The sequence below is a fragment of the Janthinobacterium sp. GW823-FHT06H09 genome (assembly GCF_058794735.1).
The window spans coordinates 174,255-187,773 of sequence record NZ_JBXAHC010000008.1 but is presented as its reverse complement, the minus strand read 5'-3'; the positions used below and the strand labels follow the sequence as shown (position 1 = coordinate 187,773).

The following is a 13,519-nucleotide window of genomic DNA, read 5'->3' as shown; positions in this document are numbered from 1 at the left end:
AGCATCCTTTCGAGATGATGAAGTAGCGTGGTTGTGGCAACTTGAAATGGACCGGCACCTTTTTTTTGGGAGTCTGTACAACGCTCGTCGGTGTCCGATATTCCTAACTTTGAACCATGCCAGTAGACCACAGCCATGCTTAAAAATCATCTTCATTTTCAAAAAAACATGCTATCACTGCAATTTTTTTGCCATATTTTTATTAATTAACTCATCAGGCCCGATCAATTTTCCCATGCGGAAATAAAAAAGCCATGCAGTGCGTACTGCATGGCCCTTGCAAGCGACAGGGAAAATAGTTGCCTGGCGGCATACGCACCGCCAGGCGAAAACGGCATTACGGCGCGCACTCCTTCAGGCGCTGCACCAGCGATGCAGGATCGGCGTCGGCATTGAGGAACGCCGCGTGCTGCGGGCGGATGAAACCCTGCTCCTTGCCGTTTTGCACGAAAGCAATCAAGCCATCATAGAAACGGTCGACATTGAGCAGGCCGATGGGCTTGGCATGCAAGCCCAGCTGGGCCCATGTGAGCATCTCGAACAGTTCTTCCAGGGTGCCATAACCGCCGGGCATGGCGATGAAGGCATCGGACAGGCTGGCCATCATCGCCTTGCGCTCATGCATGTCCTTCACGATGAACTGGCGCGTCAAGCCCATGTGGCCCACTTCGCGTTCCACCAGCTGGGTGGGAATCACGCCCGTTACCTCGCCGCCCAGGCGCAGCACTTCATCGGCAATCACGCCCATCAGGCCCACTTTTCCGCCGCCATACACGAGCGAAATATTTTCCGCCACCAGCACGCGCGCCAGTTCGCGCGCCGCCACGGCATAGTCCGGCGAGACGCCCGCGTTGGCGCCACAGTACACACATAAAGCCTTGATCACAGTCGTCCCTACCCTTTCAATTCATCGATCGCCGCCTCGACTTCGAGGCGTTCCTTGGCGTCCAGTGCCACGCACTCGGCCGCCTTTTCATACAAGGCCAGCGCTTCCGCCAGCTTTTTCTTTCCATCGAGCATATTCAATGCGCGCGCATATTCGCTGTGCGCGAGCGCCGAATACGGCGTCAGGGCCAGCGCCGTCTTGAAGTGCTGGTAGCCATCTTCCTTGTTGGCGCCATAGGTCAGCCCCCCTATCATGACGCCGACCTTGTCGATAATTTCCGTATGATAAATCCCAAACGCGATATGCGCTTCCGCATGCATGGGCGCGATCGTCATCGTGCGGTCCAGGCTGTTGCGCACGCGCGCCCCCATGCCCTGCGCCAGCGCCTTGACGACGGAAGTGCCGAGCGCGTAGCGGCCCAGACTGTAGGCATGCCAGTAGTAGCCGGCCGGATTGTCCGGCTGCTCGCTCTGCTGGCGCTCGCAGCGCTCGGCCACTTCCTCGTACATGTCGAGTTTCTGGCTGTCGTTGCCTTCCAGGTGCGTGGCGTAGATGCAAGTGGCCTTGTGCGCCACCGCATAACCGGGCACGCCAACGGCCAGACCCAGCTTCACGGCGCGCTCGAAGTCGCCCGCATGGAAGGCCAGCCAGGCTTGCACCAGCGCAGGGTGCGTGGGAAACGGCTCCACGTCGCCCGCATGCAGGCGCGACCAGGCCGCTTCCAGGGTTTGCGGGGTGTAGACATATGCTGCGTCCGGATAGGGAAATTGTTTCCAAGCCATATATCTCTCCTGTAATTGACGACGTGGCGCCAACAGCCGCATCAGTCGTTCTTGAGTTTGGTCACATACTCTTCCGACAGTTTGCGAAACAGCAAATGCGTTTCATTGCGCAAATAGGGCCCGATCAGGGACAGCACCTGGTAGCAGCCGCGCGCCAGCGCATCGGACATCGATTGCTGCTCGCTGTACTTGCGCGGATTGCGCACGTATTCGTACGACAGCCAGTAGGTGGCGACGACCACCATATTCGTCGCCATGGCGGCCACTTCCATGTCCGACGCCTCGAGCGACTGTTCGCTGCGCAAATCTTCGCACAGCTGCGTAGCCACCTTGATCTTGTGCGCCAGGATCAGTTTGAAGTGCAATTCCAGCTTGCGGTTGCGCGACAACAAATCGTTGAGGTCGCGATAGAAAAAGCGGTAGCGCCAGATCAGTTCGAACATCAGGTGCAGGTACAGCCAGACATCCTCGATATTCGAGCGGCGCCCGTCGGGCACGGTCAGGATGCGTTCGATTTCCGCCTCGAACTGGACGAAGATCGAGTTGACGATGTCGTCCTTGTTACGGAAGTGGTAATACAGGTTTCCCGGCGAAATGTTCATCTCTTCCGCAATCACGGTCGTCGTGATATTCGGCTCACCAAACTCATTGAACAGGCGCAGCGACAACTCCAGGATGCGTTCGCGGGTACGGCGTGGTGCTTTTTGTAGCATGGCGGGCAATCTCTCTGTGTTCTGCCTCAAGCATACCACCTAAGATAGCCGTAATGAAACACCGCGCCCCACGGCGGCGGCGAATAAGGCAGGCAAAAAAAAGCCTGCGCGAGCAGGCTGGAGGAATGCTGCGCCAGCTCAGGCCGGCGATGCTTTTTTCTTCGCCGCCGGCCTGACGGCTGGCTTGCTGGCGGCTGGCTTGCTGGCGGCTGGTTTGGTCATGGGCTTGGTCACGGACTTGGCGGCGGTGCGCGGCACCGCCTTGGCTGTCGTCTTGGCCGCCGGCTTGGCCGGGGCCTTGGCGGCGGCCGCCTTCGGTGCCGTTTTCGGCGCCGTCTTCGCGGCAGGCTTGACAACGGCCTTCGGCTTGGCCGCCGGCGCGGCCTTGCCCGACAGGGCCGCTACCTGCACGCTCAAGGCATCGATCTTGGCGTGCAGCGCGGCAATGTCGTTTTGCATGGGCACGCCGATGGTGGCCAGGGCCCGCGCCACACGCTCCTCAAACACCTGTTCCAGCTTGTCCCAGGAACCGCTGGCCTGCTTGCCCACGCCATCGGCCAGCTTGCTGACGCTGCCGCTGACATCGGCCACCTTGTGTTCGGCGCGCTTCTGGAATTCCGTGCCCTCCTTGACCAGCTTGGAAAACACGCGTCCGCCCTCTTCCTGCGCCTTGGCGAAGGCGCCCAGGCCCGCTTGCCAGATCTGCTGCGCCGACGAGCGCACGGCGCTCGCCAATTCCGTGTCTTCCGCCAGTTCCTTCAATTTCTTTACCATCGCCCGCTCCCGTCATGTGAAAGGCCATGCCACTACATGGATGTTTTTATTCTAGAGAGCAAAACTAGAGACGGGAGTCTAATTCGATAGCGAGCTGCGCCCCAAGGTGCGCCAGCGCACGCGGCGGCCGGTCGCTTGCGCGCGGCAAGCGCCTAAGCCGCCGCTTTCACGGGGCCATGCAGCAGCTTGTGCAAGCGGAAGCCTTCGCGGATATTCTCGCGCAGCACGGCGCCTTTCCACGGCTTGGTGTAGAAGCGGTCGACGGCGCCGCGGTTGATGGCCGCCATGATGGGCGTCAGGTCGGCAAAGGCCGACAGCATGATGCGGAAGGTGTCGGGGCACAGGTGCTTGACCCGCTCCATGAATTCGGTGCCGCTCATGAGCGGCATGCACTGGTCGCACAGGATCACCTGCACCTTGTGGCGCGCCAGGACGTCGAAGCCCTCGGCGGCCGTCTGCGCCGTCAGGATGCGGTAGCCGTCCTGCGCCAGGAAGTCGCTGAGCACGTCGAGCATGAAGACATCGTCGTCGACGATCAGCAAGGTTTGCTGCTCTTCGCTGCCATCATCCTGCGGCGCCTGCAGCAGCTTGCCCCCCATCAGCATCTGCTCGAATTCTTCCTGCGGCACGGGGCGGCTGAAATAATAGCCCTGCATTTCGTCGCAGCCGTGGCGCCGCAAATAAGCCAGCTGCGCATCGTTTTCCACGCCTTCGGCAATCACCTCCAGTTTCATGCTGTGCGCCATGCTGATGATGGCCAGCACGATGGCCGCGTCGTCCGGATTGCTCGTCACTTCGCGCACGAAGGCGATGTCGATCTTCAGCTTGTCGATGGGGAAGCGCTTCAGGTAGGCCAGGCTGGAATAGCCGGTGCCGAAATCGTCGATGGAAATCTGGATGCCCAGCGCTTTCAGGTTGCGCAGCACGGAGATGGTCTCCTCGGCGTTCGACATCAGCGAGCTTTCCGTCAGCTCCAGTTCCAGCAGGTCGGGCGCGATATCGTACTTGCGGATGGCCTTGAGCACCTCCTCTTCCAGGCCGCCGACGAAGAACTGGATGCCCGACACGTTCACCGACAGGTGCACGGGGCCGATGCTGCTGGCCCCCCACTCGCTGATCTTCTTGCACGCCTCGTCGAGCACCCAGTTACCGACGCGCACGATGAGGCCCGTTTCTTCCAGCAGGGGGATGAACAGGGCCGGCGAGACCATGCCGTGGCCCGGACGGCGCCAGCGGATCAGCGCTTCGGCGCCGCTGATGCGCCCCGAGATGATATTCACCTTGGGCTGGAAGAACAGCACGAATTCCTCGTTGTCGATGGCGCGCCGCAAGGCATTTTCCATGTCCAGCCGCGCCATCGATTGCGCATTCATTTCCGCCGTGAAGAAGCGGAAGGCGTCGCGCCCCGCTTCCTTGGCGCGGTACATGGCCGTGTCGGCGTATTGAATCAGCGTGTCCGCATCGACCGCATCCTCGGGGAACACGGAAATGCCGATGCTGACCGTCACCGTCACCTCGTGGCCCTGCAAGTCGAAGGGCTTGCGCATCGCCTCGCGGATCTTGTCGACTACGCCCACGGCATGCTGTGCGCCTTCAGGCAGCACCAGGATGGTGGCAAATTCATCGCCGCCAAAGCGGCCGATGGTGTCGCGCACGCGCAGGCAATCGACGAGGCGGCTGGAAAACTGCCGCAGCAGGTCGTCGCCGATGGTGTGGCCCAGAGTATCGTTGATATTCTTGAAGCGGTCGACATCCATGAACAGCACGGCCACGGCCCACTGGTGTTCGGCCGCCTGGGACAGCGAATGGGTCAGCGAAGCGAAAAACTGGCTGCGGTTCGGCAAGCCCGTCAAAGTATCGAAATGGGCCAGCTTCATCAAACGCTGCTCGGCATCCTTGCGCTCGGTGATGTCGCGCGCCACGGCCACCAGAATCCAGCTCTGCCCCGAGCGCAGGGTGCGCCGCTGCACTTCCACCGACAGCGGCGAGCCGTCCTTGCGCTGCAGCTGCAATTCCGTCATCGGGCCGCCCTGGTCGCCGGCCAGCAGCTTGTTGTACAGCTCTTCGAGCTGGGATTCGCCCTCGTGCGCGCGGCCCGGCCCCACGCGCAGGAAATCCTCGCGCTCGAAACCGAGCATGCGGCAAGCCGTCTGGTTGACGTCGACGAAGCACATGCCGGCGCGGTCGACGAGGAAAATCGCGTCGGCCGTGGCATCCATCGCCAGGCGGAAGCGGCGCAAGTCTTCATCGAGGCGGATGCGCGCCGCCATGTCCAGGGTCAGCTGCTCATGATGGCGCTTGATCTCGTCGTACAGCAGCAGGTTGTCGTAAGCGACGGCGATCTGCGCCGCCACCGTCGCGGCGACGCGCTCGTCGACTTCGGAAAACTCGTTTGCCCCCAGCTTGTCGACCAGATACAGCCAGCCATGGCTGCGTTCGCGCGAAGCGATGGCCACGCCCAGGAAGGAATGCACGGGCGGGTGCGTGTCGGGCAAGCCGAGCGCGCCGGGATCGCCCTTCAAGCCATTGACCCGGTAGGGCTGGCGCTGTTCCAGCAAGCGGTTCAAAATGCCCGTGCGCGGCGCGCTGGCGATGCGCTCGAGGTTTTTCTCGGCGCCGCACGAGGAAAAATAGCTGAGCTTTTCGGCGCCCTCTTCCAGCACGCCGATGCAGGCGTACTTGGAGACGCAGATGTTCTGCGCCACCTTGCAGCCCGCCTCGATCAGGGCGCGCGGATCGCGTTCGGCGCCCAGCTCGATGCCGAGTTCGATCAGGGCCGTCAGGCGCAGGCTCACCGCCTGCAGGCTCGACAGCGAACGCGACAGGCGCTCCGTCATGACGCCCAGGTCTTCGGGAAGCGCGGCCTGGCCCTCGCGCTGGCTGGCCAGCTGCGAAATCTGCTGGCTGCTCGATTCGAGTTCGTCGAGGTAGCCGCTGACCTGATGCTCGATGCCGGCCAGCTTGCCCGTGACGGGAAGCGCCGCCCCGCCGCCCGCGCCGGGCCCCGCCGCCATCTGGGCCGCCGCCGGCATCAGCCCCAGCGCCTCGTTGACGGTGCGCACGATAACCTCGGGATCGGACGGCTTGGGCAGCACCCAGCGCACGCCGCATGCCTGCGCCAGCAGGATCGCTTCCTGCTCGCGGTAGGTGGCCGTATAAAAGATGATGGGCACGTCGGTCAGCGCGGGATCGGCGTGCACGCGCGTGACGAATTCGTAGCCGTCCATGTTCGGCATGAGGATGTCGGAGATGATCAGGTCCGGCCGCTCGGTGCGCAGGATTTCCAGCGCGTCGGCGCCATTGGCCGCCTCCAGCAGGCGGTGGCCGCCGTAGCCCAGCAGAGCGGTGAGGAATTCGCGGTTCAGCACATGATCATCGACGATCAGGATGGTGGCTATGTCGTTTTTAACTGGCGTCGACGGCGCCCCGGGTAAAAAAGACTCCAGCTCCGCCACGAACAGGTCAGGTTCGATCGGCTTGCCGATGTAGCCATTGAAGCCCGCTTCGAGCAGGCGTTCGCGGTCGCCCACCATGGCCAGCGCCGTCACGGCCAAGGCAGGAATCTTGCGCAGCAGCGGGTCTTTCTTCAGCTCCGCCACGACGCCATAGCCATCGAGCTTGGGCAAATGCACGTCGCAAATGATCAGGTCGGGCAATTCGCTGCGCGCCATGCGCACGCCCTCTTCACCATCATAGGCGGCCAGCGGCGTGTACCCGAAGGCACGCAGCAAATACACCATCAATTCCATATTGGTGGCGTTATCTTCGATAATCAGTATACGTGCGGACAATTAGCGCCCCCAATAAAAACTGCATGGACTCATTTTCTGCCTGCGTTCAACTTTCCGCTTGCGCAGCCTACATAACAATCCTACAACATCTTGCCATATATCCAGAGAAATAGGTGGCCGTCGTCAGGCTGCGGAACGGGGCAAGCGGCCTCAAGAACAAATTTCCACCGCCTGTCTTCCGATGCTAGCTTAATACAGTACGCCAGTGGAAAACAGCATTATCTGCCCCTTGCGTTGTTAAACAGGGGCAACAGCAGAGTCAAAACAGACAGTCTTGCCATGCAGACAAAACACAACAGGACTCAGGCGAAATGGGGGGCCGAAGGGGGCTGGGTGACTTCGTTCTTGATAGTGATTTCTGCCAGCAGCCGGCGCAGCACGCGCGCGTCGCTGGCCAGCGCCACGTGGCCGATGCCGCCAAAGGCGAAATTGCGCGCGCCCGGCAACTGCGCGGACGCTTGCGGCGCGACGATATTGTCGTGATGCGAATACATCGACGTGATCAGCGCGCGCGTTTCCATCGTCTCGCTGGCGGCCAGTTGCGCCAGCCAGCCGCTGGGCGCATCGTCAATGCGGCTCATCTGCCGCGCATTCGTCCCCGCCGCCAGGTTGGCCAGCGCCGTGCCGTGGTGGGGCGTGCCGATGGTGAGGATGCGCGCCACGCGGGCCGCGCCGTAACGGCGCAGCCAGGCGCGCGCCACCAGGCCGCCCATGCTGTGGGCGACGATGATGACGCGGTCGCTGCCCGTGCGCGCGCACAACGCCTCGATCGCTTGCTCGACCTGCGGCACGAAGTCTTCGATGTCGGCGCCTATCGGCTCCAGGTCGACGCCGTCGTGCGCGATGCCGGCGCGCGCCAGCTGCCGGCTCAGCTGCGTCCAGTAGCCGCGGTTGCACACATAGCCGTGCACCAGCAGCACCGGCAGACCCTGGCCAGCGACGTTGTCGGCCGCATGCAGGCGCGGACGCAGCATGTCCCACGACGAGGACCGCAGGGTAGCGCGCAGCTCGCCGAAAAACAGGCGCGCGGCGCCCCCGGCACCCAACTGATATTGCTCTGGTACGGGGCTGCCCAGGCGCCGGCTCTGCCAGAAATTGCGCGCCACGATCAGCGCGCGCACGGCCAGCAGCATGGCGCCCGCCAGCAGCAGGGCCATGGCGGGCGAGGCGACGCCCCACGCGTGCATGGCCAGGTACGCCAACCCCAGCACGGCCAGCACCTGCAGCAGCATCAGCCACTTGAGGATGCGCGCGATCATGCAGCGCCTGCAAGAGGAACGGGCGCCGGCTTGCCCGTTAATTGCTGCGCCAGCCCGCTGGCCAGGCGCGCGGCCAGCGCATAGATCGTCAGTTGCGGATTGGCGCCTATCGACGTGGGAAACAGCGAGCCGTCGTGCACGGACAGGTTGCGCACGCCGTGGTAGCGGCCGTCGGCGCCCGTCACGCCCAGGCGCGCATCGTCCGACATGGCGCAGCCGCCCATCACGTGGGCCGATACCACGCGCGCCAGCAGCGCCTGCATCGGCAAGTCGCCGATGGCCCGCTTCGCCTGCGTCCAGCTCGCGTAATGGCTGGCCATCTCGTGCACGGGATACACGCTCCTGGCGCCGGCGGCGAACTGGATTTCCGCCATCGACAGCAGCGCGCGCCGCACGCCATCCCAGATGAACGGCGTGAGCGGATAGTCGAGCACGGGCGCGCCGAAGCTGTCGATGGAGACGCTGCCGCCGACCGCCTCATGGTGAAAGCCGTCGCGCAGCAGCGCCAGCAAGGCGTGTGCATGGGGGAAGTCGCGCATGGTGCGCGCATGCTCGTCGCCGAAGCCGCCCATGGTGGTGGCCATCAGCAGCGGGTGCAAAGGCGGCGCTTCGAGCTTGTAGCCAATGGGACCGTCGATGGGCGCCGTGTGCAGGAAATGGTCGGAATAAATCGTCTGCGGCGCGCCCGCGTAGGCGTCGACGCGCTGCGTGAACAGGCCCGCCGACACCACGGTCGGATGCAGGAAAGTGCGCCGGCCCAGCAAGCCGTGCGGGTCGGGCGCCTGCGAGCGCAGCAGCAGCGCCGGCGAGTTGATGGCGCCGCCGGCCAGCACAAAATGTTTCGCGCGCAGCGTCAGGCGCACGCCCGTGGGTACTTGCCCGGCCGCGTCCAGCGCAGTGACTTGCAGGCTGTCGATGCGCTCGCCCTGGAAGCTGAAACGCTCGGCGCGCGCATGCACGAGCAGGCCCGCGCCCAGCGCCAGCGCCGACGGGATCGTCGTCACCAGCATCGATTGCTTGGCGTTGGTCGGGCAACCCATGCCGCAGTAGCCGAGATTCCAGCAGCCGTTCACGTTGCGCCGGATGGCGGCCGTCGGAATCCCCAGCGCCGCAGCGCCACGGCGCAATAAATCGTTGTTTTCATTGGGCGGCGCGGCCCAGTCGCTCACGTGCAGGCGCTTTTCCATCATGGCGAACCACGGCGCCATGGCGTCCACCGAGTAGGCACTCACGCCGAAATGCCGGCGCCAGTATTCGAGCGTGCCGGACGGTGTGCGAAAACTCGAAGTCCAGTTGACGGTGGTCGAACCGCCCACCGTACGCCCCTGCAGGATATTGATCGCCTTGTCGCGCGTCTTGCGCGCGGCCGATTCCTGGTACAGCGCGGGATAGGCCTGCGCTTCGCGCATCTTGAAGTCCTTCGAAGACTTCAAGCCGCCCTCTTCGACCATCAAGACTTTCAAGCCGGCCAGCGCGAGGATTTCCGCCGTCACGCCGCCGCCGGCGCCGCTGCCGATGACGACGACGTCCGCTTCCAGGGTGCGGTCGGTACCCAGGGTGCTGGCGTCGGTGACGTTCCAGCCTGCCGCAATGCCGGCGGCGATGGGATCAGGAATGGGGGATGTGCTCATGGATGCCTTATGCGCTCAGTTCGGGCAGCGGTCCCGGATAGCCGATGGCGGCCCAGTGGGCGGCATCGGCGTACCAGGCGCCGAGGATCAGGTCATGCAGGGCCAGGTAGGCCGTCTGCAGGGTGGCCAGGCGGTGCGTGCGCCACGCCTGCAGAAAGGCGGCCACCTGGGCCGGATCGGCTGCGTGCCAGCCACCTGTTACACCTGCGACGAAGCGCCGCGCGGGCGCCAGCGCCAGCAAGCCAAACAAATCCTGCACTTCCTGCTGCGCCGCCAGCGGCAAGCCATGGATGGCCGTGTCCACGCCGGCGATGGCGCCATCGAGCGCCGCGGCCCGCGCGGGGGTTTCCTGCGGCAGCGCGCTGCCCAGCATGGCCGGCACGATGGCCGCCAGCGCAGCGCGCGCTTCGCCATCGAGCACGAAACGGCCAGCAGGCGCCGGCCCGCGCACCAGGCGGTAGGCGGCGCCGCCGGCGGCCAGCGCACAGGCGCCCAACACGCCCAGTTTCAAGAACGATCTGCGTCGCATTCCCATGTCTCCCCTTGTTTTGTACGGCCTTTTGCAGGCCAGTGTACGCCAAAGGAAGTGCGCTTCCGCGCGCAAAAACTAGAGCGAGCCGTCTAGTTTGCGCGACTGTAACCACAGCGGCAGCATGGCCAGCAGCGCCGCCAGCGCGCCGCCGATGGCGATGCCGGGCAAGCCAAACGCGACGATCAGCACACCGCCCAGCGCCCCGCCGGCAGCCGTGCCCGCATTGAAGGCGGCGATATTCAGGCCCGCCGCCACCGCATCGCTGCCCGGGCAATGCCGCTGCGCCAGGCGCAGCAGCCGCATGGTCGACAGGGTGACGAGGGCAAAGAACAGCAAGCCCAGGGTGCCGCACAGGGCCAGCATGGCCAGGGGATGCGTGCGCAGCGCATAAAATCCCAGCAGGTTGAGCGCCAGCGCGGCCAGGGCCAGCACGGTGAAGCGCAGCGCGTGGGGACGGTCCGCGCACCAGCCGCCCAGCAGGTTGCCGCCGATGGCGCACGCGCCAAAGCACAGCATGGCGGCACTGAGCCAGCCCGCATCGAGCCCGCCCAGCTGCAGCAGGAACGGCGAGACGTACGTGAAAAAGCTGAAGGTGGCCACGCTGATCAGCGCCGCCACGCCGGCCGCCAGCAGCAGGGGCGGCTGCAGGATGGCGCGCAGGCTGGCCAGGGCCGACGTGGCAGCAAGCGGCCGGCGCGCGGCGGGCATGGCGCAGCGCAAGCCGGCACCGCCGCACAGGGCCAGCACGCCGATGGCCACAAATACCCAGCGCCACGACGAGACGGCGCCCAGCCACGTCCCCAGCGGCACGCCGCCCGCCAGCGCCAGGGTCAGGCCCAGCCAGACGATGGACAGCGCCCGTCCCGCGCGGGACGGGTCGACCAGGCTGGTGGCCGCATGCGAAGCGACGGCCATGAACACGCCATGCGCGAGGCCCACGGCAAAACGCACACCGAGCAGCGCGCCCAACGCCGGCGCCGCCGCCATGGCCATGCTGCCGGCCGCCAGCACGAGCATGGTGGCCACCAGCACCTGGCGCACGGGCCGGCGCGCCAGCAGGGCCGTCAGGATGGGCGCGCCGATGGCCGCCCCCAGCGCATATGCGGCGATGGCGCCGCCGGCCGCCGCCACGCTGGCGTGCAAGTCGCGCGCCATGGGCGACAGCAAGCCGGCGGCAATGAATTCGCACAAGCCGAAGGCAAAGCTGCACAGCGACAGCCAATAAATGGAAGCAGGTAGCGCGCGGCTGCGCGGCGTAACGTTGGACATGGCATCCCCGACAATCAAAACGCCATGCTGGCCCCTGCACCACCATCTGTAAAATATCTTATTTATCTTGAAACGAGACGTTCAAAGTCTTATTGAGCAGCAGACAGCCGCAGTTGCGCCAGCAGCCGCTCGCGCACGGCGGACGTGCGTTGCGGGTCCCAGGCCATGTACAGGTCGAGCTGGCGCAGCGGCGCGGGCGCGCTGCTTGCCAGCGGCAGCATGACGACGCCGGCAGGCCTGGACGCCGCCAGGCTGGCTGGCAGCAGGGCCACGCCGAAGCCGGCTGCCACCAGTCCCAGCACCGTTTGCAAGCGGCGCGCCTGCTGCACCACGCGCGGCACAAAACCCGCATGCAGGCACAGGCTGGCCAGCTGGTCGTGGAAACCCTGGCCCAGCTCGCGCGGCGAGGCGACGAAATCGTCACCGGCCAGGTCCGCCAGGTCCACGCGCGCCTGGCCCGCGCAGCGGTGATCCGACGGCAGCGCGATCACGATGTCTTCGCCCGACAGGCGCTCGAAGCGCAGGCCGGGCGTGCTGCGGCCGGGCGCGCGCAGCACGGCGATATCGACCTCGCCCCGTTCCAGCCACTCGACCTGCTGCTGCGTCGACGCTTCGCGCAAGGTGAATTGCACGGCGGGCGAGGCGGCGCGGAAGGCGCGCAAGGCGTCCAGCACGTGGGCGTACGGCGTGATGTGGATGAAGCTGAGGCGCAAGTGGCCTTCGATGCCTTGGGCCACCCGGCGCGTGGCGGCCACGCCCTCTTCCAGGCTGGCCAGCACCTGGCGCGCCGTGGCCAGGAAGGCATTCCCTGCCGGCGTCAGGCTGACCTTGCGGTTGGTGCGTTCGAAAACGGGGTAGCCGAGCGCCTCTTCCAGCCGCAGGATCGCCTGCGACAACGGCGGCTGCGCCATGTGCAGCCGTTCGGCCGCGCGGCGGAAATTGAGTTCCTCGGCGACGGCGATGAACTGGCGCAGCAGCCGCGTCTCGATCATGGGCCTTTTTTGGCGACCGCCAGGATATGCCGCGCGATGCCGCGCAGGATATTGACTTCTTCCGTTTCCAGCCCCGTGCGCGAAAACAGGCGTTTCAAGCGCGGCATCAGCTTTTTCGGGTTGTCGGCGTCGAGGAAGTCGATGGCGACCAGCGCCTGCTCCAGGTGCGCATACATGCCGTCGACCTGCGCCAGGCTGGCCGCGTCGCCATGGAAGCCGACGGGGCTGGCCGCCTGCCCATCGCCGAGCGCCGCCACGCGGCATTCATAGGCGACGACCTGCGCCGCCTGCGACAGGTTCAGCGAGGAATACTCGGGATTGGCGGGAATGTTGATCAGCACATTGCACTGCTCGACGATCTCGTTGGGCAAGCCAAAGCGCTCGTTGCCGAAGATGACGGCCGCGTGCAGGTCTTCGCTGGCCGCCAGCTGGGCCGCGATGGCGCGCGGGGCCGTGACGGGCGGCGAGAATTCGCGCAGTCGGGCCGACACGGCCGCCGCGTAATTGCAGCCTTCGAGCGCCTCGGCGATCGAGCCGACGATGCGCGCGCCGGACAGAATATCCTGCGCGCCGCTGGCGAAGGCCACCGCTTCCGCATCCGTCAAGGCGTCGGGAAAGCGGGGATTGACCAGCACCAGATCGGAAAAACCCATCGTTTTCATGGCGCGCGCGACGGCGCCAATGTTGCCAGAGCGACTAGTTTCGACAAGAATAAATCGCAGGCGTTTGAAAAGAGACGTGTTGATTTCGGGCAGATTCATTTAAAATAGCGCTATTGCGCGGTATCGATACAGGAAATTTCGGGAAACGGAGTCACAAAACGCTGACACCAGGCCGGGATTTTAACCACTTCGGCACCGCTCCGCTCTTTAATTCATTCTTGCACTCTA

At 64.8% G+C, this 13,519-nt stretch carries 11 protein-coding genes; all 11 read right to left on the bottom strand.

What is annotated here, in order from left to right; translation table 11 throughout:
• Window positions 1-337 precede the first annotated feature (337 nt).
• A complete protein-coding gene (locus tag AC1Q6X_RS15735; protein WP_492497830.1) occupies window positions 338-883 on the bottom strand; it encodes an LOG family protein in 546 nt (181 codons plus the stop codon).
• 11 nt (window positions 884-894) lie between these two features.
• Window positions 895-1,668, bottom strand: a complete 774-nt coding sequence (locus tag AC1Q6X_RS15730; protein WP_070224976.1) for a tetratricopeptide repeat protein — start codon at window positions 1,666-1,668, stop codon at window positions 895-897.
• Between the two features lie 41 nt (window positions 1,669-1,709).
• Complete coding sequence (locus tag AC1Q6X_RS15725) at window positions 1,710-2,381, bottom strand: TetR/AcrR family transcriptional regulator (RefSeq protein WP_034758777.1); 672 nt, start codon at window positions 2,379-2,381, stop codon at window positions 1,710-1,712.
• Between the two features lie 138 nt (window positions 2,382-2,519).
• Window positions 2,520-3,155 (bottom strand): phasin family protein, encoded by a 636-nt coding sequence (locus AC1Q6X_RS15720; protein ID WP_492497763.1) that lies wholly within the window; start codon window positions 3,153-3,155, stop codon window positions 2,520-2,522.
• A gap of 152 nt (window positions 3,156-3,307) precedes the next feature.
• Window positions 3,308-6,946, bottom strand: a complete 3,639-nt coding sequence (locus AC1Q6X_RS15715) for an EAL domain-containing protein (RefSeq protein WP_230505933.1) — start codon at window positions 6,944-6,946, stop codon at window positions 3,308-3,310.
• A 302-nt stretch (window positions 6,947-7,248) separates the two neighbouring features.
• Window positions 7,249-8,205: an esterase/lipase family protein gene (locus tag AC1Q6X_RS15710; RefSeq protein ID WP_492497762.1), complete on the bottom strand. Its 957-nt coding sequence runs from the start codon at window positions 8,203-8,205 to the stop codon at window positions 7,249-7,251.
• Complete coding sequence (locus AC1Q6X_RS15705; protein WP_492497761.1) at window positions 8,202-9,836, bottom strand: GMC family oxidoreductase; 1,635 nt, start codon at window positions 9,834-9,836, stop codon at window positions 8,202-8,204. Before AC1Q6X_RS15705 ends, AC1Q6X_RS15710 begins: the two co-directional genes overlap by 4 nt.
• 7 nt (window positions 9,837-9,843) lie before the next feature.
• Window positions 9,844-10,371: a hypothetical protein gene (locus AC1Q6X_RS15700; RefSeq protein ID WP_492497760.1), complete on the bottom strand. Its 528-nt coding sequence runs from the start codon at window positions 10,369-10,371 to the stop codon at window positions 9,844-9,846.
• Window positions 10,372-10,443: 72 nt separating this feature from the next.
• The gene (locus tag AC1Q6X_RS15695) at window positions 10,444-11,637 is read right to left on the bottom strand and encodes an MFS transporter (RefSeq protein ID WP_492497759.1); all 1,194 of its coding nucleotides are present in this window, start codon (window positions 11,635-11,637) and stop codon (window positions 10,444-10,446) included.
• An 89-nt stretch (window positions 11,638-11,726) separates the two neighbouring features.
• Window positions 11,727-12,629: a LysR substrate-binding domain-containing protein gene (locus AC1Q6X_RS15690; protein ID WP_492497758.1), complete on the bottom strand. Its 903-nt coding sequence runs from the start codon at window positions 12,627-12,629 to the stop codon at window positions 11,727-11,729.
• Window positions 12,626-13,390: an RNA methyltransferase gene (locus AC1Q6X_RS15685; protein ID WP_492419515.1), complete on the bottom strand. Its 765-nt coding sequence runs from the start codon at window positions 13,388-13,390 to the stop codon at window positions 12,626-12,628. The genes AC1Q6X_RS15690 and AC1Q6X_RS15685 overlap by 4 nt, the downstream gene beginning before the upstream one ends.
• Window positions 13,391-13,519: the final 129 nt, after the last annotated feature.